Below are 21,365 nucleotides of genomic sequence, written 5' to 3' on the forward strand. Positions count from 1 at the left end.
AGGGCGCGGTGACCGGACGAGGACCGTCCGTGTCGCCCGCGCCCCTGGGTCGTCAGTTCATCTTGCAGTCGGCCGCATAGGCGTCGACATGGTCGTCGAACACCTTCGAGACGATGCGGTTGACCAACCGGCCCTTGTCGTCCTTCACCACCTCGCGGGCATAGAGATCCTGCACCGGGTGCTGATTGGTACCGAAGCGGAATTCGCCGCGCACGCTGTCGAAATCGGCCTTGCGCATGCCGGCGCGCAGATCGTCCAGCTTCGACACGTCGCCACCCGCGGCCTTCAGACCGGCGCCCATGATGTGCGCCGCCTCATAGCCCTGCATGGCATAGACCGATGGCAGCCGGTCATAGGCGGCCTCGAAGCCCGCGACGAAGGCCTTGTTGGCGGCGTTGTCCAGGTCGAGCGACCACTGCGCGCCGTTGATCACGCCCAGCGCCGCATCGCCCACCGCCGGCAGCACGTCCTGATCGAACGAGAAAGCCGGACCGAACAGCTTGATGTCGCCCTTCAGCCCGGCCTGGTCATACTGCTTCACGAAGTTGATGCCCATGCCGCCGGGCAGGAAGATGAACACGCCATCGGGCTTGTCGGCGCGGACCTTGGCGATTTCCGCCGCATAATCCAACTGGCCCAGTTTGGTGTAGATCTCGTCGACCACCTCGCCTTTGAAATAGCGCTTGAAGCCGGTCAAAGAGTCCTTACCCGCCGGATAATTCGGCGCGATCAGCACCATCCGCTTGACGCCGGCCTGTTCCACGGCGGCGCCGGTGGCCTCATGCAGATTGTCGTTCTGATAGGCGGCGTTGAAATAATTCGGATGGCAGCCGGCGCCGGCGAGTTGCGAGGGGCCGGCATTGGAGCTGACATAGATCACATCATCGCGCGTGACCCGCGGCACCACCGCCAGCGCCAGATTTGAGAACACGATGCCGGTCATCAGCGCGACCTTGTCTTCCGACACCAGCCGGTCGGCGGCCTGAACCGCGGTTTCCGGCTTGCGGGCGTCATCGACCACCCGCACATCCACCGGCACGCCCCCCAGCATGCCGCCCGCTTCCGTCACCGCCAGCATGAAGCCGTCGCGCGTGTCGACGCCGAGCCCTGCACCATCGCCGCTGAGCGTGGTCAGCAGGCCGATCTTCACCGCATCCGCCGCTTCGGCCGCTCCCACGGCCATCGTCATGGCAATCCCCGTTGCCGCGGCGATGATCCGCGCAGACCGCTTGTGTCCCGTCATCTCCCGTTCCCCATCTTTGGCGCGTCCGGCCCCTGGATGGCCGGTTGCCCTTGGCTGACTGATTGCTCTTGGGCTGACCGGTCGATCGAGACGCATGGCAGCCGGCGCTCCCCGCCGGCATCGCCCACCGCCGCTGCGGGCGGTGTGAGCGTCCATGCGCCTCAGTATCCGGGTCAGGTAAAGGCTTTGAAGGTGATCATCGTGAAGGTGTCCTTGACGCCATCGACGGCGTGGAGCTTCTCGTTCACGAAATGGCCGATATCGTGGCCAGGGGCCAGATAGCACTTCATCAGCAGATCGTACTGACCCGAGATCGAATGCACTTCGGAGATTTCCTCGATCGTCTCCACCGCCTGATGGGCGACGTCATAGGCCTTGCCGAGTTCACATTTGATGAGCACGAAAATGGTCTGCATGGGGCTCCGACCGGCGCTTTGAGAGAGGACGGCCGGGAGCATCGGGCCCGCGCGGCCATTTCGCCGACCGTACCCGGTTTTGCCCGCTTTGGGTAGCGCCAGGGCCCTGCCCCAACGGCCAGGTGCGCAGCCTGAACACGCTCCCCGCCTGTTGCATCCGGGCAAAAAAAATGCCGGCCACCGTCAACCGGCACCGGCTTTCATCGTCAGAACCCTATACCCCAGCGGAAAAGCTGGTGCGACCAGCAGGACTTGAACCTGCACGCCCTTTCGGGCACTAGCCCCTCAAGCTAGCGCGTCTACCAATTCCGCCATGGTCGCAGCGGGTCTGTGTGGTCCGTGGTTATACGCAAATCCGGGGCCGATGCAAGCGCCCTTGTCAAAAAAGCGACTTGGAACCGCAAGGCCGGACCGCCAACAAAAAACCCGCCAGATGCAGGCGGGTGCTTTGCTTCACGATGACTTCGCCTGATGGTCACTCCCCCTTGAGAGAGTGGTGCGACCGGTAGGACTTGAACCTACACGTCCGTACAGACACTAGCACCTGAAGCTAGCGCGTCTACCAATTCCGCCACGGTCGCATCGGGCGTCGTCGTCGTGGCGGTCTTATAGCCAATCCTTGGCAGGCTTTGCAAGAGGTCTTTTTCATCGGTTCGCAACATTTCTTGAGCCCCCTGGCGCGCCGTTCAGGAAGTCATTGATCCGTAATGAAACGGGGACCGTCGACGCCGATCCACCTCCCCGACGGCGTGGCCAGCGATTGACAGAACCGGCCCTGCCGGGTAATTCTCATCCCACTTTCCGAGGGGGAGTAGTCGACCGCGAGCCACGTGCCCCGGCCGTCCGGAGCAGTCCGGACAGCCCGGGTGACGCAGCCAGACGGATCGCACGTCAACAGACTTGTCTGCCGGCCAAGGCCGGTATCCGGCCCGCGGGCCGGGTCCAGGGCATGGCGTGCGAGCGACGGGACCAGATCCTGACGCCGGCGAGACCTTCGGACACCTGTGCATCGACCGTCGAGATTGACGACGGGCGGCCGGACCGGCCGATGCGCAAGTGTCCGATCGTGCTCGCGGCCCGGGTGTCTGTCCGGGTACGGGTCGATTGCGGTCCGGCCGCCCCGCCCCGGAGGCATTCAGCAATCATGGAAGCGCTCGGCATCTCCACATTGGTGGTGGCCCTGGCAGAAATCGGCGACAAGACCCAGCTTCTGGCGCTGGCGCTGACGCTGCGCTATCGCGCGCCCTGGCCGGTCGCGGCCGGGGTTCTGGTGGCGACCCTCGCCAATCATGCGGTCGCCGGCGCGGTCGGCGCCGCGATCTCGGCACATGTCGATCCCGACTGGATGCGCTGGATCCTGGGGCTGTCGTTCATCGCCATGGGCCTGTGGGTGCTGGTCCCCGACAAGCTGGACGACGACGACGCGCCGAAGGCAACCGCCCGTGGCGCCTTCCTTGCCACCACCCTCACCTTCTTCGTGGTCGAGATCGGCGACAAGACCCAGATCGCCACCGTGGCGCTGGCCGCCGACTACACGCCCCTGATCATGGTGATCGTCGGCACCACGCTGGGCATGATGATCGCCAATCTGCCGGTGGTGTTCCTGGGCGAGCGCATCGCCCGCGCCATTCCGCTGGGCCCGGTGCGCAAGGCGGCGGCGGCGCTGCTGATCGTGCTCGGCATCGTCGCCCTGCTCGATGGCGGTGCCGCCCTCGGCTATTGATCACCGCCCTGAACTTGCCCCTTGCAAGGCCGGAGCCCGCGTCCAACAACTAATGCGCAGACCGGGTGGCAGGCAGCAGCACCCGCGCACAAAGAGCGCGCACAGAGAGCACGAGACAGCGATGGCCGACGGCAGTGCCGCAAGACCGGCGACCGGCGGGCGCGGCATGGCCGCTGCCCGGCACGCGGCCCCGCCCCTCTCGCCCGCCCCGCCCCTCTCACCTGCCCCGGCACTTTCACCCCCGGCACCCTCATCTGTCGCACCGCCGGCGATCCGGCTGCGTGACGCCAACCTAGGCGATATCGGCGCGCTTCTGGCGATCGAGACCGCGTCCTTCATCCACGACCGGATCAGCCGGCGCAGCTTCCGCCATCTGCTGTCGCGCGCCCATGCCGATACCATCGTGGCCGAGGTCAGCGATGCCGGGCGTCCGGTGATCGTCGGCTATGCGATGGTGCTCTATAATGCCGGCACCTCCCTCGCCCGGCTCTATTCCATCGCCACGGCGCCGGACTGGCGTGGACGCGGCATCGGCCGCCACCTGCTCGACGAGGTCGAGACCCGGGCACTGGCGGCCCGGGCGGTATCGGTGCGGCTGGAGGTGCGGGCCGACGCGCCGGCGATCGCCGCCATCTATGAACAGGCCGGCTATCGGCGCTTCGGCCGCTATGTCGCCTATTACGAAGACGAGGTCGATGCGATCCGGATGGAGAAGCCGCTGGTCCGCCGGCTGGATCCCGCGCGCGACCGCATCCCCTATGTCGAACAGAGCCTGCCCTTCACCTGCGGCCCCGCGGCGCTGATCATGGCCATGCACGCGCTGGACCCCAAGCGCGCCACCGGCCCTGAGGAAGAGCTGCGGATCTGGCGCGATGCCACCACCATCTTCATGACGTCCGGCCATGGCGGCTGTTCGCCGCACGGGCTGGCCCTGGCCGGTGCGCGGCGTGGTTTCAGAGTGACGCTGCATATCTCGGGCCAGGGTACGCCTTTTGTCGACGGCGTGCGCAGCCCGGCCAAGAAGCGGGTGATCGAGATGGTGCAGGCCGAATTCGTGCGCGAGATCGCGGTGGAACCCCGCATCACGCTCACCGACCGGCCGGCCACGCTCGACGACATGCGGGCCGCGATCGCGCAGGGCGCGGTGCCACTGCAACTGGTCAGCTCCTGGCGGTTCGATCGCCAGAAGGCGCCGCATTGGGTGGTGGTGATCGCCATCGATGACGGCTTCGTTCATATCCACGACCCGTTCGTCGACCGCGAGGAGCGCCGCGCGCCGATCGACTGTATGCGCATTCCCGTCGCGCGGCGCGATTTCGAACACATGTCCCGCTATGGCCGCGCCGCACTGCGCGCCACGCTGCTCATTTCGGCCCCAGCCACGGAAACCTGACCCCTATGGTTCCGCATATCGTTGTCGTCGACCGCCCTGAGGACATCCCGGCGATCCCCGCGGCCGCCGGTCGCCAGGTGCTGACCGCCCGCGCCTTCATCGACAGCCCGCCACCGGCCGACGCCGCCAGATCAGGTCGCGCGGGCATGCGGGTGATCAACCTGACCCGCGATCACCGCTATCTGTCGCTGGGCTATTACGTCTCGCTGCTGGCCGAGGGTCGGGGTGAGCGGGTGATCCCGACGCCGTCGGCCCTGACCGAGATTTCATCCAAGCGGATCTACGCCCACGCCCTGCCGGAACTGACCGGCATCGCCCGGCGCCATCTGATGCCGCCGCCGGCCGGCGGCGCCATCACCCGCACCGTCACCGTGATGTTCGGCGAGACCGCCGAGCCCGAGACCGCGGCGCTTGGCCGGCGGGCCTTCGACCTGTTCCGTCTGCCGCTGATGGCACTGCATCTGGTGCATGGCGCGGCCGAGCCGGTGGGCGGCGGGCTGGGCTGGTCGGTGCGGTCGGTGCGCAGCCGCGGCGTGCGCGGGCTGGACAGCGACGATCACGCGGCCTTCGCCCGCGCGATCGACCGCTTCACCACCGATCGCTGGCGGGCGCCGAAACCTGCGCTCCGCACCCGTCACGATCTGGCCATCCTGCACGACCCGGCCGATCCTCTGCCGCCATCGAACAGCAAGGCGCTGGCCCGGTTCTGCAAGCTGGGCCCGGCGCTGGGCCTGGACGTGACCCTGATCACCCGCCGCGATCTGGCGCGGCTGGCGGAATTCGATGCGCTGTTCATCCGCGAGACCACCCGGATCGATCACCACACCTTCCGCTTCGCCACCCGCGCCGCGCAGGACGGCATGCCGGTGATCGACGATCCGCAATCGATCGTGCGCTGCACCAACAAGATCTATCTGGCCGAACTGCTGCGGGTTCACAATCTGCCGGCGCCGAAGACCATGATCCTGCATCGCCAGCGGCTGCTGGATGCCGAGGCGGTTCTGGGCTATCCGATGGTGCTGAAAATCCCCGACGGCGCATTCTCGAACGGCGTCTTCAAGGCCGAGAACCGCGATCAGTTGATCGAGATGGCGGCCCGGGTGTTCGCGCGCAGCGATCTGGCGCTGGCACAGGCCTTCGTCTACACCGCCTTCGACTGGCGGGTGGGCATCCTGAACCGCCAGCCGATCTTCGCCTGCCAGTATTTCATGTCACGCGATCACTGGCAGATCGTGAAGCACAGCGGCGATGGCCGCATCGATCAGGGCGGTTTCCGCACGATGGCGGTGGATGCAGCGCCCGCAGAGGTGATCGATGCCGCCGTGCGCGCCGCCGCTCCGATCGGCGACGGGCTGTATGGTGTCGATCTGAAGCAGAACGCCGACGGCGTGTTCGTGATCGAGGTCAACGACAACCCGAATATCGATGCCGGGGTCGAGGATGCGGTGCTGAAGGACGATCTGTACCGGATCATCCTGAAGGATTTCGTCCGGCGGATCGAGACGCGCTGACAGCGCGGCCTGCGCGCGCGCATCGCGGGAACAAGCCCCTGCGACCGGATGTCACACCCTTGGGCGCGCAGGCGCGCCCCTACACTCGGCCCTTATGACGGGGCAGATCAGGCACAGCCGTGGAACCAGCCATGGCGGCCGGCGACAGGGACAGATATCACGCAGATCCCACCGGCCGATGCGACGCCTGATGCGCCGCGCGGCCGGCTGGCTTGCCTTTGCCGCCCTGATGCTGACCCAGCCGGCGATGATTGCCGGCATGACCACCAGCGAGGTCGGCCGGGCGGTGGCCGCCGTGGCCGGCGTCGATGCCGCAGGCTTCGACCTCGCCGCCATCTGCCACAGCCCGTCATCCGCCAGCCCGTCATCCGCCGATATCGCCGATCCCGATGGCACCGCCGGGCATGACAGTGCCGCCGGCCCCGGTCATCACTGCGCGCTGTGCACCGCCATTGCCACGGCATCGCCCCCAGCCCAGCCCACCGGCCCGCTTGCCCGCGGCCGTCGCGGCCCCGCCATCGCGCCCGAAGCTCTGCGGTTGAGCCTGCGCCGTCGGCGCCGCCGGCCGCGCGCACCGCCACAGGCCTGATCCAGCAGATCCGTCGTCCCCTCGACCGAAGCTTCAGGATCAGGACCAATCCCCATGACCCGCACCACCTATCGCTGCGGCCGCATCCGGCCGGCCGTGACCGATCTCATGTCCGCAACGCTCATCTCGGCGGCCGGCCTGCTCGCCCTGACCAGCCTGCCGGCGGTTGCCGCCGACATCACCATCACCACCCTGCCCGATCTCGACGTCACCGCCAGTGGCACCGCCAGCGCCACGGCGCCCGATGCCGCCACCCGCGATGCCACGCTCGCCAACAGCCTGCCCGGCAGCTTCGCGGTGATCCCGGCCGAGGCGTTCCAGAACAGCCGCGCCTTCAACATCGGCGACATGATCGCAACCGTGCCCGGCGTCTATGCCCAATCGCGCTTCGGGCAGGCGGAAACCAAGCTGTCGATCCGCGGATCGGGGCTCAGCCGCAATTTCCACATGCGCGGCGTGAAGCTCAGCCTCGACGGCCTGCCGATCAATACCAGCGACGGCGCCGGCGATTTCCAGCAGATCGACCCGCTGTCGCTGCGCCATGTCGAGGTGTTGAAAGGATCGAACGGTTTCTCCGACGGCGTGTCGATGCTGGGCGGCGAGGTGCGGATGGAAAGCCGCACCGGCCGGTCCGATCCCGGCGTCACCGCACGCGCCGAGCTTGGCAGCTATGGCTTCGTGCGCACCCATGCAGGGTTCGGTTTCGTCGACGGCGATCGCGATGGCCACCTTTCGGCGACCCTCAGCCGCACCGACGGCTTCCGCGATCATTCGGCCCATGACGACCGCCTGTTCACCGGCAATCTGGGCTGGCGGCTGACCGATAACGTCGAGACCCGGTTCTATCTGGGCTATGACGATCTCTATCAGGAACTGCCCAGCGCCCTGACGCTGGATCAGGCGCTGAACGATCCGCGATCAACCGCCGCCGGCAACATCACCGGCGATCAGCGCCGCGACATCACCGCGATCCGTCTGGCCAATCGCTGGTCGGTGGCGATGGGCGATGCGACCACGCTGGAATTCGGCGCCTGGCTGCTCGACAAATCGCTCTATCACCCGATCTTCCAGGTGCTGGACAACGATTATCTGGATGGTGGCGTTCAGGCGAAGCTCACCACCGGCGGTCGGGCGATCGGCCTGGAACACGGCCTGACCTTCGGTGTCAGGCTGGCCGGCGGCGAAACCGACGCCCGACGCTATGTGAATATCGGCGGCAGCCGTGGCGCGCTGACCGCCGAGGGCACCGAGCGCGGCCGCACCTTCGAGGTCTGGGCGGAAGACGCCGTCGCCATCGCGCCCGATCTGACGCTGATCATGGGGCTTCAGGCCATGCATGCCCGGCGCGGCTTCGACGACGCCTTTCTCGGCGATGGCGACGACAGCGGCGAGGCCCGCTATGACGAACTCAACCCGCGCCTGGGCCTGATCTGGCAGGCCACGCCCGATGTGCAGCTCTATGGCAATCTGGCCCGCAGCGCCGAGCCCCCGACCCTGTCTGAAATCAACCCCAGCACCGCGCCGGGCTTCGCCGATATCGAGGCACAGACCGCCTGGACCCTGGAAGTCGGCAGTCGTGGCCATTGGGGCCGGCTCGGCTATGACGTCGCGGTGTTCGAAAGCCGGCTGCGCGATGAGTTGCAGACCTTCGGCACCATCACCGGCGGCACCACCACCATCAATGCCGACCGCACCATTCATCGTGGCCTGGAAGCGGCCGTCGATCTGACGCTCACCGACGCGCTGATGCTGAAGACATCCTATACCTGGTCGGACTTCCGCTTCGACGGCGACGCAACCTATGGCGACAACGCTTTGCCCGGCGTGCCGCCGCACCGGCTTTATGCCGAACTGCGCTGGGAGCCGCTGGCCGGTGTGTGGCTGGCGCCGCATGTGGAATGGGTGCCGGTGGATTATGCTGTCGACAACGCCGAAAGCCTGGATGCGCCGGATTACGCCCTGCTGGGCCTGCGCGCCGGCTGGCAGCCGGCCCCGGGCGTGACCTTGTTCCTGGACGGCCGCAACCTGACCGACGAAACCTATGTGGCGACCACCAGCGTCACCACCAGCGCCAATGCCGCATCGGCGCTGTTCTATCCGGGCGACGGCGCCTCAATCTATGGCGGCATCGCATTCCGGTGGTGACCGGAGGCGTCCGGCCGCTCAGGCGCCGAAGATCGTCTTGGTGATGCGCGCGGCGGCGATGATGTCGCAGCCGCGCCGTGCCTCTGCATCCAGGAAGGCCACGCGCCGGCCGGCACGGAGAACCCGGGCATGCAGGCGGATATCGGCGCCGATCGGTGCCGGCCGCATCACGCTGACAAAGATGTCATGGGTCGATGCGGTGGCGCCGTCGGGCAGATGCGGCAGCAATGCCATATAGGCGGCCGGGTCCAGCAGGGCATAGAGCACCCCGCCATGGACGGTGCCGGCGGGCGTGCCGTGGCGGTGATCCAGCACCACCCGTGATTCGGCGCCCTCACGGGTGATCTTCACCAGTTCGAAGCCCAGCATGCGGTGCATGGGCAGGCTCAGTACCGCATCGATGTCGCGCAGCCGTGCCGCCGGGAAATCGGCAGGCAGCGCGCCGGCCGGAATGCCCGCGCCCGGTGCGTCGAGACCACGGGCGAGTGATGCCGCGGCGGCGGCCAGGGCCGCCGCCTGTTTCTGGCCAAGATCGGTCAATGGATCGGTCCGTCCATAAGGGGCAGTTAGGCAGCGTGCGGATCAGGCCGCGTCGCCCGCCTCGGCAAGCGCGCGGTCGCGCAGATCACGCTTCATCAGCTTGCCATTGGCGTTGCGCGGCAGCGGGTCGGCGCCGAAGGTGAAGTAATCCGGCACCTTGTAATCCGACAGCCGCGTCGACAGAAAATCCTTCAGGGCAGCCGCGACCTCGTCTTCCGACAGGTTGAGCCCGTCATCCTTCAGCATCACGAAGCAGTGGGTCCGTTCCCCCAGCACCGGACAGGGGCGCGACACCAGGGCACTTTCCGCGACCCAGGGGTGGAAGGACAGCTCGCTTTCCACCTCGGCCGAAAAGATCTTGTAGCCGCCCCGGTTGATCATGTCCTTGCGGCGGTCGAAGACCTTCACATAGCCCTGCTCGTCCATCGAGCCGATATCGCCCGAGCGCCAGAAGCCCGAGACAAAATTCTCAAGCGTCGCATCGGGCCGCACCCAATAGCCCTTCACCACCATCGGTCCGCGGATCCACAGCTCGCCCGCCTCGCCCGGCGCCACCTCGCGGCCGGCCTCGTCCATGATCCGGATCTCGGCGCAGCGCACCGGCCGGCCGACGGTATCGGCATGAACGGCACCCTCGCCCAGCGGCATCACCGTGCTCGGCGAGGTGGTCTCGGTCGCGCCATAGGCGTTGACCAGATCGAGCCCGGGCAGGATCTCGGCCAGACGACGGATCGTGGCCATCGGCATCGGCGCGCCGCCATAGCCGCCGATCCGCCACGATGACAGGTCATAGCTGGCAAAATCGGGCTGCAACAGACACAGATTATACATCGCCGGCACCATCACCCCGTGGGTCATACGCTCGGCCTCGGCCAGCTTCAGGAAATCGCGAGCCTTGAAAGCGCGCATCATCACCGTGGCGCCGCCGACATGGGCCATCAGCGCGATCACCGCCACCAGACCGGTGACATGGGTTGCCGGCACCGCCAGGATCGACCGCTCGCGCCCGTCCATCCGCATCTGCATGTGATCGACATAATGCAGGCAGGAATGAACGATGTTCAGATGCGACAGCTCGGCGCCCTTGGGCTTGCCGGTGGTGCCGGAGGTGTACAGGATCACCGCCGTGTCGTCTTCATCCACCGCCGCCCAGCCGCCGAGCGCCGGGCCGTCCGCCACCGCATCCCAACCCGTCGCGCCGTCGGGGAGGTCACCACCGGCGGCCCCGACCACGATCTTCAGGTCCAGGCAGACGACGTCATCGGGATCGGGCAGGCGTGCGCCCAGCTCTGCTTCGAAGATCACCGCGCGCGCGCCGCAATTGCCCAGAACATAGGCGAGTTCGGGCTTCTGCTCGCGGGTGTTCAGCGGCACCGCGATGACGCCCAGGCGGATACAGGCCACCCAGGCGATCACGAATTCGGCGCGGTTGTTCAGAAGCAGCCCGACCCGGTCGCCCTGCACGATACCCCGCGCCGCAAGCCCGCCGGCCAGCCGGTCGGCGGCCTCGTCGAGCGTCGCATAGGTGATGCGGCGGTCGCCATCGATCACTGCCTCGGCGTCCGGCAGACGCGCGAAGCTGTCGCGCAGCAGAGCCGTCAGATCGGCGGGTCGATCGGCATAGCAGGGCAGGATGCGGTCGCCGAAATGAAGTTCCCGGCGAATGGTCGGCACCGGGGGCACAACACGGGTGGTCATGATCTGGCTTCACATCTCTTGAAGGACGAAGGTCGTGGAGAGGGTGGACAGCTGGAAGAGCGCCCCGCCGTCAATGGGCGGCGGCGGCGGCATTCGCGCCACGCTCGATGACATAGGCATCATCATACAACGACTGAGCATGGTTCATGTCGGAATGCGACACCAGGATCGACAGATGCTCGGCCCTGAGCCTGCCGATCACATCGGCCAGACGCTGCGCCAGCGCCGGGGCGACACCCTCGAAGGGTTCATCCAGCAGCAGCAGCCGGGTGCCGACGGCCAGCGCGCGGGCCAGCGCCACCAGCTTCTGCTGGCCGCCCGACAGCAACAGGGCGCGCCGGTCGCGCATCTCCAGCAATTCCGGCATATAGCCATAGACGAGATCCAGCCGCGCGCGCGGTTTCAGGCTTTTCGACACCCAGACCGGCAGCAGAATATTTTCCTGCACGGTCAGTTCGGGCACCAGCCCGCGATCTTCCTGCATGAAGCCGATGCCCAGCGCCGCCCGGCCATGTTTCGGCAGGCCGGCCAGATCGGTGCCGTCGAAACTGATCCGGCCGGATGTCGTGGGCAGATGGCCCATCACCGTGCGCATCAAGCTGGTCTTGCCGGCGCCGTTGCGGCCGACCAGACCCACCATCTGGCCCTGACCGACGGAGAGCGTGAAATCCCGCAGCACCTCGACCGAGGCGATGCTGGTGCGGACGCGTTCGATTTCGAGCATGACGTGATCCAGCCTCCGCTTCAGTGACCGGTGACATGACGGCGGACAGCATCATCCGCCAGCACGTGATCGGGGGCGCCATCGGCGATGATCTGGCCGGAATAGAACGCCAGAACCCGGTCGGCATAGGCGCCGACGATGTCCATGTCGTGCTCCACGAACAGCACCGTCACACCGCCCTGGTCCAGGGCGGTCATGATCCGGTCCATGAACGGGAATTTCTCTTCCGCCGACACGCCGCTGGTCGGCTCGTCCAGCATCAGCAGCCGGGGTCGGCCGATCATGGCAAGGGCGATATCCAGCAGCTTGCGCACGCCGCCGGCCAGTTCAGACACCGGCCGGGGTGCGATATCGGCCAGCCCGAAGCGGTCGAGGACCGCCATCGCGGCGTCGCGGGCCTCGGCTGTCCGCGCGGGCCGGAAGAACGGCACGGTGCCTTCGGCTGCCGCCGCCCGCGCCACCAGCATGTTCTCAAGGGCTGTCAGTTCCATGCACAATTGCGGGATCTGGAACGAGCGGGCGATGCCGCGCCGGGCCAGCCGGCGCGGGTCCAGCCGGGTCACGTCCTCGCCATCCAGCAGGATCGTGCCCTCGTCGGGCTTCAGATAGCCGGTCACCATGTTGACGAAGGTGGTCTTGCCGGCGCCGTTCGATCCGATGACGCTGAGCCGCGCGCCACTTTCGATCGCGACCGAGATGTCGCGCGCCGCGGTGACGGCGCCGAAGGATTTCTGAAGATTGCGGGTCTCCAGAACTGGATGTCCGGTGGCGGCACGGGTCATCGGCGCCTCTCTCTGGTTCATCGCCCCCTCTCGCCGGTTCATCGACCTGTCTCCGTGGTTGCGTCGGTCGCGGGGGCGGCGGGCTTGTGGCCGCGATGCCAGAGCGAGCCCAGGCCGCGCGGCAGGAACAGGATCACCACCAGCAGGAAGGCGCCCAGCGCCAGCTGCCAGGTTTCGGGGAAATACAGGTTCGCGAACGACCGCACCAGTTCCAGGATCAGCGAGGCCAGGAACACCGCGACCACGCTGTGCTGCCCGGCCAGGATCGCCAGGAACACCATCTCGCCCGAGGTGGTCCAGTACGAGAAGGTGGGTTCGATATGGCCAAGCGCGATCGCGGCCAGCGCGCCGCCAATGCCGCCATAGACGCCGGCGATGATGAAGTTGACCGCCATCAGCGACCGGACCGAGGCGCCCATATATTCCACGCGCAGCTCGTTTTCCTTCACCGCCAGCGACATCAGCCCGCGCACGGAATTGAAGTGCAGGGCCGCGATCGCCGACAGCACGCCCGCGGTCGCCACCGCCAGCAGATAGAGCGCGTAATCGGCGGTCTCGGTGGTCGGCACATAACCCAGGATCGACGGGCGCGCCAGGTTGAGGCCGTCGGAGCCGCCGATGGCGGTCGCCTTGACCAGCAGACCATAGAGCACCATCGACAGCGACAGGGTCAGCATGGCGAAGAAGATGCCGCGATAGCGGGCCAGCAGCGATCCGAACACCGCCGCCACCGCGCCGGCGGTAAGACCACCCAGCAGCAGCAGCAGGACCGCATCGGTCAGCCCCAGCCAGGGGCCGCCGAGGCCGGCCGCATAGGCCCCCAGGCAGAACGGCAGGCCCTGGCCGAACGAGACCAGGCCGCCGCGCATCATGAAGATCAGTCCCAGCGCCACGGTCGCATGGGCAATCGCCATCGTGGCCAGGAACAGGAACCATTTGGGCAGCGCCATGCCGGCGAAAGCCAGCGCGACAACGACGATGGCCGCCACCAGCACCGGGCGCAACACTGCGGATCGGGTCGACATCATGGGGTCTCCCGTCAGATCTTGCGCGCCTGGGCGCGGACGAACAGGCCTTCCGGACGGAAGACCAGCACCGCGGCCATCACGAGATACACAATGAACAATTCGGCATCCGGCACCAGATGCACCGCCGCCGCGCGCGACAGGCCCACGATCAGCGCGCCGACCGCGGCCCCCTCGATCGAGCCCAGTCCGCCGATGATCACCACCGCGAAACTCAGGATGATCACGCCGACGCTGATGCCCGGCTGCACGGAAATCTGCGGTGCCGTGAACGCACCGCCAAGTGCTGCCAGGAACACGCCGCAGATGAAGGCCAGCACATAGACCTTGTTGACGTTCACCCCCATCGAGGCCGACATCTCGGGGTTGTGAATGACCGCGAGAACGATCTTGCCCAGCGTGGTGCGGTTCAGGCCGAACCACACGCCCAGCCCGCAGATCACAGCCAGCCCCATCAGCGCGAAATCATAGCCGACATAGAACAGCGGCCCCATCTCGACATTGCCGAACAGGCTGTAAGGCTCCGACACGTAATAGGGATCGACGCCCCAGATCAGCTTCACACCGTCTTCCAGCATCAGGAACAGGGCATAGGTCACCAGCACCAGCAGCACTTCGTCGCGACCATAGAACAGTCGCAGCAGGCCGCGTTCCAGCAGCGGCCCCAGCACGGCGGCAACGCCGGCCGCCGCGAGCAGCATGGCCACCAGCGACCATTCGGGGGCAAGGCCGATGGTGGTGAACCAGGTCACCAGCGAGGCCGCGGCATAGGCGCCGATCGCATAGAAACTGCCATGGGCGATGTTCAGGATCTTGAGCACGCCGAAGACCAGCGTCAGCCCCAGGGCCACGATGAACAGCCAGGCGGCATAGATCAGCCCGTCCACGAGAACGGTGAGCAGAAGCTCCATCAGGAACGTCTCCGGGAAGACTGCGACAACGATGGACATTGCCGGAAACGGGAACCGAAACGGGCCGCGCGACGCCATGGCCGGCCCGGCGGACACGTGTCCGCCGGGCCGGCCATGATTGCCGTCAGGCAGGTCAGTTGCAGGCGGCGCCGGGGAAACCGGCCTTGATCCAGTCATTCGCCTTCATGTCGGCCGGCGGATTGACGCATTTCGCCGGATAGCGACCGATGTCCTCAATCACCACCATCTTCTTGTCCGCGTCATAACGGGTGCGGCCGAAGGCGATGTCCTGAATGGCCTGATGACCATTGCCGTTCGCCATGGTGATCTGGCCGCCGGGGCTGTTCCAGGTCGAGCCCTTCAGCGCAGCGCGGATCTCGTCGGTCGTGGGCTTCTTGCCGCCGTTTTCCGACATGGCCTTCTCGATCGCGGTCTTCAGGCCCAGCAGGGCCTGCGAGACGCGATAGGGGGCCTGCACCGGATAGACGCCATGTTCCGCGGTATAGGTGGTCTGGAACCAGGTGTTGAGCGGGGTTTCCTCGCTCATCAGGCCATAGGCGCCACGGGCGCCGATGATCGTACCGTCGGGCATCTTGTCGCCCAGCGCCGGCAGAACATGGTCGGCTGCCGAGAACACAACCTGGCTGCGCTTGAACAGGCCGCGCGGGCCGGCCTGAAGGACCAGCGCCTGAAGATCGCCGCCCCAGTTGCTGGAATAGACCAGATCCGAGCCCTGGCGCAGCAGCGCCGAGATTTCGGTGCCATACTGGCCGGCGCCGAATTTGGGCAGCAGATCGGCCTCGAACTTGGCCTCCGGATACAACTGCCCCATCGCCGCCACGAAATCATTGCGGCTGTCATGGCCCCAGGCATAGTCCTGGTTGATGGCGCTGTAGGTGCCGACCTTGACGTCATGGTCCTTCATGTAGCGGACCAGACCGACGTTATCCATGGTGGCATGGGCGGCGGTGCGGAAGACGTATTCGAACTGATTGTCTTCAAAGATCCGCGGCGTGCCGCAGTCGAACAGGATCAGCAGCGCCTTCAGTTCCTCGGCCACCGGGCCGACCGCAAGGCAGTCGCCCGAGCTGATATAGCCGACCACCGCATCGACCTGCTCGCGCTGGATCAGGTTGCGCAGTTCCTGCACCTGCTTGGTGGCGCCGCCGGCCTCGTCGATGATGATCGGCTGGATTTCCATCCCGCCGAAGCCCTTGGTATCGTAAGGGGCCGGCAGCTTGCCGGCATTCAGCCCGGCAATCATGGTCTTGGCACCGTTCGCCGCCGGCACGCCGAAGGCCTCGGCGGCCTGACCCGACAGGAAGGTGACGATGCCGATCTTGAAGGTTTCTGCCGATGCCGGGCTGGCGCCCATGGCCATCGCTGCAACCGCGACGCCGGCACCAAGGCCGCAGGCAAGGCTGCGGAAACGCGACCGCATGCTCATGATGTTCTCCTCCCATTCAGATGCTCGCCGGGCGACCGGTGCATCCATTATTCGAACAATCGTATGTTCGTTTGGCGGGTTGCGGCTGCCATTGCCGACGCATCCGGATGGCCATCTTTCTCTGTTCAATCAGAACAGGACCATCAAACGGCGTTCGGATTTCGACTCCGCAACTCATTTTGTAAGGATGTTTCGGAAGGCATCTTAGAGTCGGTGACGGCTATGGGTCAATCGCCATGGCCTGATGATCCATCATATGGACCTGCCATACCCACACGCACGCTGAAGGCATACATCTGAATGCCGATATTCCGCTGATCCGGGCATCTTTCCGTGCGGTTCTGCATCTGCAAGCTGCGCAGATATGCAGATCGGCAGGCCATATGACGGACCACTGGCTCAAAAAAAGGCGTGCAGACGCCGGAGGGGACGTCTGCACGCCGGAACAGGCCCGCCTGCCGGCAGGGGCCGCCGGCATGGGGATGGAGGGCCGTGTCCCTGTCACCTGGAACGCCCCTATCCTCGCGCCATGCGGCCCCGGTCGCAAACGAGGCTTTCTCGGGGTGAGGCCGAGCTGGATTAAAGCATGGCGCCCACGGGTCAGCCGCGGCGCGGGCGCGGCAGCAGGAACGGGAACAGCGCCAGGCCGCCCAGAAACCCGCCGATATGGGCCACCCAGGCCACCGCCTCACCGGTGCCGGGCGTGCCCCAGATGCCGGTGATGACCGCGGTCGCGATCCACAACAGGGCCAGCGGCATGATGCTGCCGGTGCCGGCGCGGCTGCGGCGCATCATGATCAGCACCGCCGCGAACAGCCCGCTGATGCCGGCCGATGCGCCCAGCATCGGCACCATGCTTTCAGGGTAGATCAGCACATGGGCCAGCGCCCCCAGCATGCCGGTGACCAGATAGAACCCCACCATGCGCAAGGGACCGACCATGCGCTCCACCCCCGCCCCCCAGGCCGCCAGCAGCGCCATGTTCAGCAGCAGGTGCAGAAAGCCGCCATGCAGGAACTGGAAGGTCAGCGGCGCGATCAGCGACGGCAGGTCGAAACCTGGACCATAGCTATAGCGGGCGGGGATCACCGCGGCGGTCGCGATCAATTCCCAGTCCAGATGCTCCGGCAGCAGGAACACCCGCACCAGATGGACCAGGACGTTGATCCCGACCAGCATCTGGGTCGCGCGCGGCAGGTTGAACATCGGCTGGCGACGGCGCAGCTGGTCGGCCGCTCTGGGGTCGGGCACGGGCACGGTGCAATGGCTCCTGTCGGGGATGGGGGTCGCGTGCGGCGCGGCCCGATCGGCAGCATGTCGGCTGTATCGCCGCCGCTGTCAATGCTGGTGGTGTCGGCACCATGCAGCGTCATCGCAGCGTCATCTGGTGGACCTATGATGTCGGGTGATGATACCGGATCGGGGCAGCCAGCCCCATCGCGGCTCCGGCCTCTCGGCAGACAAGGCGTTGGTTCGTGACCGGTATCCGGCTGAAACATGCGGCATTGCGCATTCTGGGTTGGGCCTGCCTTGCAGCCGGCGCGGCCCTTGCCCCCACCCCGCTGCCGGTGGGCCTGCCGATGATCGCGCTGGGGCTGGGGCTGGTTCTGGCCACCTCGGCCAGCGCCCGCCGGGGGCTTGGCCGGCTGCGTGCACGCTGGCCCGGGTTCTCGGGCCGCATCGGCCGGCTGGAACCCTATCTCCCCCGCCATCTGCGCAGCCGGTTGCGGCGGACCGATCCTGAACGCCGCAACCGGCTGCGGCGGGGCAAGCCCGCGCCCGACGACCCGCTCAGACGATATTCAGCCGATTCCAGGTCGGGCTGATCAGGATCTCGTTCAGGCAGACATGCGGTGGCATGGTCGCCACGAAGCGGATCGTTGCGCCGAGATCATCCGATTGCAGCATCCGCGCCCGGTCTTCGGTCGTCACCGGCACCGGACGCCGGTCGAGGATCGCGGTGTTCACCTCGCCCGGGCAGATCGCGCAGGCGCGGATGCCATGCTGGCCTTCTTCAAGATTGAGGCTGGCATTCATCGCCAGCATCGCATGCTTGGCCGCATTATAGGCGGGGCCGGTCAGGCGCACATCATAGCGCCCGGCCCAGGACGAGACATTGATCACCAGCCCGCCGCCGGCCTTGCGCATCGCCGGCAGCACCGCATGGGTGCAATAGAACGCGCCGTCCAGATCGACCCGGATCACCTGATCCCAGCCATCGGTGTCGACACTTTCCCAACTGCGGTTGGGAACGTTGAGGCCGGCGCTGTTGACCAGAATGTCGATCCGGCCCTGCGCCTGCAGGATCGCGTCGGCCACCTCGCGCACCGCCGCTTTGTCGGCCACGTCGAGCAGGGCGACCAGCGCCTGCCCGCCTGCGTCACGGATGCGGGATGCCACGGCATCCAGAGCATCGGCGCGCCGGCCGCTGAGATAGACCGTGGCGCCGGCCTCGGCCAGCGCCAGTGCCGCGGCTTCGCCGATACCGCTGCCGGCGCCGGTGATCCAGGCGACCTGCCCGTCAAGCTGTGTACCGGCAAGCCGTGTGCCGTCGAGTCGTGCGGTCGTCATGATGGAGCGTCTCCCTGGCGGTCATTGTGGTCGGCCGCGGCCGCATCGCCCGCGCGACCGCGTGTTGAGTATGCCGCGTTCCGGCCACCACATGCCACGCCAACGCCGATTGAAAGCATGCATGTGTCCCCGCGGCCATGGCGCCCGCCCCGGCCACCACCTATGCTGATCCCACCAAGCCCGAGTGCGGAGCAACCGCGCCATCCTGGCCAGGGACCTATCAGGAGACGCTCGCAGATGAGCACCTACAGCTTCGATTTCACCGGCCGCAACGTCTTCGTGATGGGCGGCACATCCGGCATCAATCTCGGCATCGCCCATGGCTTCGCCGCCGCCGGCGCCCAGGTCGCGGTCGCCAGCCGCAAGCCCGAGAAGGTCCAGGCGGCGGTTGCCGAACTTGCCGCCCACGGCAACGCGGTCGAGGGCTATGTCTGCGACGTGCGCGACGTGGCCGCGGTCAGGGCGGCCTTTGAGGGCGCCGCCCGCGTATTGGGGCCGATCGACGTGCTGATCTCGGGCGCTGCCGGCAATTTTCCGGCGCCCGCCCACGGCATCTCGCCCAATGGCTTCAAGTCGGTGATCGATATCGATCTGATCGGCACCTTCCACGTGATGCGCGAAGCCCATCCACACCTGCGCAAGCCCGGCGCGGCCATCGTCAACATCTCGGCCCCCCAGGCCGCTCAGGCGATGGAGTGGCAGGTCCATGTCTGCGCCGCCAAGGCCGGCGTCGATATGATCACCCGGGTGCTGGCGATGGAATGGGGGCCTGAGGGCATCCGCGTCAACAGCCTGGTTCCCGGTCCGATCGAGGGCACCGAGGGCATGGCCCGGCTGGCGCCGACGCCTGAGGCCAATGCCGCGGTGGCCGGCAGCGTGCCCCTGCGCCGCCAGGGCACCACGGCAGATGTGGCGCGCGTGGCCATGTTCCTGGCATCGGATGCCGCGGCCTATGTCAGCGGCGTGGTTCTGCCGGTCGACGGCGGCTGGTCCGCCGGCGGCGTGCCGCCCCTGACCATGGCCGCCGGCCGCTGACCCGCCTTTGCCTTCGGGCAGAGGATGGCGCGTGGACGTTCAGGCTTCCCTGAGCGCCCGCGCCACCGCCGCGAAGAATGCATCGTCGTTGATCTCCAGCCGCCGGCGATAGCCGGGCTTCGACCGCGCGCTGGCCACCACCACCACCAGTTCCTCGGCCGGGTTGACGTGGATGTACTGGCCATAGATGCCCTCGGCCTGGAAACTGCCCGCCAGAATCGGATCGGGCAGTTCCGGCACCCACCACATATAGCCATAGGGCACCATGCGGTCGCCGATCCGATACGGCGCGCCCGCCTCATCCAGCCAGCCATCGGGCAGGAGGTGCTCGTCGCCGATCCGCCCGCCTTCCAGCACGAACTGGCCGAAGCGGGCGTAATCGCCCAGGCAGGCATTCATGCCGCTGCCCGATATCGTCAGGCCATCGGGTGCTTCCGACCACCATCGGGCATCCATGGCCATGCCGGCCCGCGACCAGATCCGGTCCGACAGATAATCGGCCAGGCTGACACCTGTCGCGGCCTCCATCACCGCGCCGACCAGATAAGACTCGCCGGTGTTATAGGTCCAGGCGCCGCCCGGCGGTGTCGCCGCCGGCAGATCCTTCATGAAGCCTAGAATGCCGCCCGGCTGCCAGCGCGACTGCACCGCCAGCAGTTGCCGCCGGTCCGATGCCGGATCGACATAATCCTCGTTCCAGCGGATGCCGGAATTCATCCGCAGCAACTGACGCAGCGTCACCGCCCGATAGCCGCCCTCCACCGCCACATAACGGCTGACAGGGTCGTCGAGCGAGCGGATCGCGCCCTCCTTCAGCGCCACGCCGACCAGCGTGGCGGCGATCGACTTGGCCAGCGAGCAGGAATGCCACAGGGTCTCGACGCCGATGCCGCGCTGGCAGGTCTGAAACACCATCTGGCCGCGCTTCAGGATCACCAGCCCGGCAATGGCATTGGTGGTCAGATAGTCATAGAGGTCGAAGACCCGCCCCTGATCGTCGATCCTGATCGGCGGCAGGCCACCCGGATACCCGGCGAAATCACGCACCACGCCACCACGGCGGATGGTGCGCGACGGAAACCAGCCCTGATCTGTGGTCATCACCTCGATCATCTCGTCGGGCAGCAGGGTGCCGTCATAGAACCGGGTGAGCCGGGTCGCAGCCTCGGGCGTCATGGCCATCATACTGTCCTTGTTCTGCGGGGGGGGGTGGCGCAGCCGCATGATCCCGGGTGCTGCCGGATCATGCTCAGAGCGCATCGGCCATCACGAAATGACCAGGCGACACCTCATCGTAATGTCGGGCCGGCGGGCGATAGCCGGCGGGCCTGAGCGCGCTCAGGATTTCCGAGACGTCGAGCGTGCGGCGCCGGCGCGCCGCCAGCGGATCGGCCACCGGCACGGCATCGAGCAGGCGCCGGGTATAGGCGTGGCGCGGGCTCTGGAGCACGGCCGCGCGCGGCCCGATCTCGACGATCTCGCCCATATACATCACCGCCACCCGATGGCTGACCCGTTCCACCACGGCCATAGGGGATGTCCCGCCCGATGTTGAAAAGGGCTCGGCGGACGTCGCTGGTTGATGAGGCTATGCAGCCTCGCAGACGGGGTC

At 66.9% G+C, this 21,365-nt stretch carries 19 protein-coding genes, 2 tRNA genes and 1 pseudogene; 7 read left to right on the top strand and 15 right to left on the bottom strand.

All coding sequences use genetic code 11. The features are described from left to right. Positions 1 to 52: 52 nt before the first annotated feature. From IEW15_RS15095 to IEW15_RS15110, 4 genes are all read right to left on the bottom strand, one after another. On the bottom strand, positions 53 to 1,189 hold the full coding sequence (locus tag IEW15_RS15095; RefSeq protein WP_229708141.1) for an ABC transporter substrate-binding protein: 1,137 nt from the start codon (positions 1,187 to 1,189) through the stop codon (positions 53 to 55). Between the two features lie 227 nt (positions 1,190 to 1,416). After that, the gene (locus tag IEW15_RS15100) at positions 1,417 to 1,659 is read right to left on the bottom strand and encodes an Lrp/AsnC ligand binding domain-containing protein (protein WP_188579370.1); all 243 of its coding nucleotides are present in this window, start codon (positions 1,657 to 1,659) and stop codon (positions 1,417 to 1,419) included. Between the two features lie 234 nt (positions 1,660 to 1,893). Beyond that, positions 1,894 to 1,980: transfer RNA gene (locus tag IEW15_RS15105), tRNA-Leu, on the bottom strand. Positions 1,981 to 2,153: 173 nt separating this feature from the next. Next, positions 2,154 to 2,240: transfer RNA gene (locus tag IEW15_RS15110), tRNA-Leu, on the bottom strand. Between the two features lie 563 nt (positions 2,241 to 2,803). On the opposite strand from IEW15_RS15110, the gene IEW15_RS15115 reads away from it, so the two are divergent. From IEW15_RS15115 to IEW15_RS15135, 5 genes are all read left to right on the top strand, one after another. Beyond that, positions 2,804 to 3,382 (top strand): TMEM165/GDT1 family protein, encoded by a 579-nt coding sequence (locus IEW15_RS15115; RefSeq protein ID WP_188579371.1) that lies wholly within the window; start codon positions 2,804 to 2,806, stop codon positions 3,380 to 3,382. A gap of 121 nt (positions 3,383 to 3,503) precedes the next feature. Beyond that, a complete protein-coding gene (locus IEW15_RS15120; RefSeq protein ID WP_188579373.1) occupies positions 3,504 to 4,775 on the top strand; it encodes a GNAT family N-acetyltransferase/peptidase C39 family protein in 1,272 nt (423 codons plus the stop codon). A 5-nt stretch (positions 4,776 to 4,780) separates the two neighbouring features. Continuing rightward, positions 4,781 to 6,286 carry a RimK family protein gene (locus IEW15_RS15125; RefSeq protein WP_188579375.1) on the top strand — a complete coding sequence of 502 codons (1,506 nt, stop codon included), beginning with the start codon at positions 4,781 to 4,783 and terminating at the stop codon, positions 6,284 to 6,286. A gap of 178 nt (positions 6,287 to 6,464) precedes the next feature. Then, a complete protein-coding gene (locus tag IEW15_RS15130) occupies positions 6,465 to 6,875 on the top strand; it encodes a DUF2946 family protein (protein WP_188579377.1) in 411 nt (136 codons plus the stop codon). Positions 6,876 to 6,929: 54 nt separating this feature from the next. Continuing rightward, complete coding sequence (locus IEW15_RS15135; RefSeq protein ID WP_188579379.1) at positions 6,930 to 9,020, top strand: TonB-dependent receptor family protein; 2,091 nt, start codon at positions 6,930 to 6,932, stop codon at positions 9,018 to 9,020. An 18-nt stretch (positions 9,021 to 9,038) separates the two neighbouring features. Here IEW15_RS15135 and IEW15_RS15140 read toward each other — a convergent pair whose 3' ends face one another. From IEW15_RS15140 to IEW15_RS15175, 8 genes are all read right to left on the bottom strand, one after another. After that, positions 9,039 to 9,560, bottom strand: coding sequence for a PaaI family thioesterase (locus tag IEW15_RS15140; protein ID WP_188579381.1), 522 nt, complete (start codon positions 9,558 to 9,560; stop codon positions 9,039 to 9,041). A gap of 42 nt (positions 9,561 to 9,602) precedes the next feature. Next, a complete protein-coding gene (locus IEW15_RS15145) occupies positions 9,603 to 11,258 on the bottom strand; it encodes a class I adenylate-forming enzyme family protein (RefSeq protein WP_188579383.1) in 1,656 nt (551 codons plus the stop codon). A 70-nt stretch (positions 11,259 to 11,328) separates the two neighbouring features. Beyond that, the gene (locus IEW15_RS15150) at positions 11,329 to 11,982 is read right to left on the bottom strand and encodes an ABC transporter ATP-binding protein (RefSeq protein WP_188579385.1); all 654 of its coding nucleotides are present in this window, start codon (positions 11,980 to 11,982) and stop codon (positions 11,329 to 11,331) included. 20 nt (positions 11,983 to 12,002) lie between these two features. Beyond that, complete coding sequence (locus tag IEW15_RS15155) at positions 12,003 to 12,764, bottom strand: ABC transporter ATP-binding protein (protein ID WP_188579419.1); 762 nt, start codon at positions 12,762 to 12,764, stop codon at positions 12,003 to 12,005. Positions 12,765 to 12,802: 38 nt separating this feature from the next. Then, a complete protein-coding gene (locus IEW15_RS15160; RefSeq protein ID WP_188579387.1) occupies positions 12,803 to 13,789 on the bottom strand; it encodes a branched-chain amino acid ABC transporter permease in 987 nt (328 codons plus the stop codon). A gap of 14 nt (positions 13,790 to 13,803) precedes the next feature. Beyond that, positions 13,804 to 14,700 (bottom strand): branched-chain amino acid ABC transporter permease, encoded by an 897-nt coding sequence (locus tag IEW15_RS15165; protein ID WP_188579389.1) that lies wholly within the window; start codon positions 14,698 to 14,700, stop codon positions 13,804 to 13,806. Between the two features lie 133 nt (positions 14,701 to 14,833). Beyond that, complete coding sequence (locus IEW15_RS15170; protein WP_188579391.1) at positions 14,834 to 16,147, bottom strand: ABC transporter substrate-binding protein; 1,314 nt, start codon at positions 16,145 to 16,147, stop codon at positions 14,834 to 14,836. A 600-nt stretch (positions 16,148 to 16,747) separates the two neighbouring features. Beyond that, positions 16,748 to 17,404, bottom strand: coding sequence for a rhomboid family intramembrane serine protease (locus IEW15_RS15175; RefSeq protein WP_188579393.1), 657 nt, complete (start codon positions 17,402 to 17,404; stop codon positions 16,748 to 16,750). Positions 17,405 to 17,622: 218 nt separating this feature from the next. Between IEW15_RS15175 and IEW15_RS15180 the strand changes: the two genes are divergently transcribed. Continuing rightward, on the top strand, positions 17,623 to 17,973 hold the full coding sequence (locus IEW15_RS15180; protein WP_188579395.1) for a hypothetical protein: 351 nt from the start codon (positions 17,623 to 17,625) through the stop codon (positions 17,971 to 17,973). Here IEW15_RS15180 and IEW15_RS15185 read toward each other — a convergent pair. Beyond that, positions 17,939 to 18,718: an SDR family oxidoreductase gene (locus tag IEW15_RS15185; RefSeq protein WP_188579397.1), complete on the bottom strand. Its 780-nt coding sequence runs from the start codon at positions 18,716 to 18,718 to the stop codon at positions 17,939 to 17,941. The two genes, IEW15_RS15180 and IEW15_RS15185, sit on opposite strands and share 35 nt — an antisense overlap. Positions 18,719 to 18,955: 237 nt before the next feature. On the opposite strand from IEW15_RS15185, the gene IEW15_RS15190 reads away from it, so the two are divergent. Further along, positions 18,956 to 19,753 (top strand): SDR family oxidoreductase, encoded by a 798-nt coding sequence (locus IEW15_RS15190; protein WP_188579400.1) that lies wholly within the window; start codon positions 18,956 to 18,958, stop codon positions 19,751 to 19,753. A gap of 39 nt (positions 19,754 to 19,792) precedes the next feature. Here IEW15_RS15190 and IEW15_RS15195 read toward each other — a convergent pair whose 3' ends face one another. Together IEW15_RS15195 and IEW15_RS15200 are read right to left on the bottom strand one after the other, a co-directional pair. Then, positions 19,793 to 20,929, bottom strand: a complete 1,137-nt coding sequence (locus tag IEW15_RS15195) for a serine hydrolase domain-containing protein (protein WP_188579402.1) — start codon at positions 20,927 to 20,929, stop codon at positions 19,793 to 19,795. A 73-nt stretch (positions 20,930 to 21,002) separates the two neighbouring features. After that, positions 21,003 to 21,284 (bottom strand): annotated as a pseudogene (locus tag IEW15_RS15200) (ABC transporter ATP-binding protein); the annotation flags it as partial. Positions 21,285 to 21,365 lie beyond the last annotated feature (81 nt).

This window comes from Tistrella bauzanensis (genome assembly GCF_014636235.1).
GTDB lineage: Bacteria > Pseudomonadota > Alphaproteobacteria > Tistrellales > Tistrellaceae > Tistrella > Tistrella bauzanensis.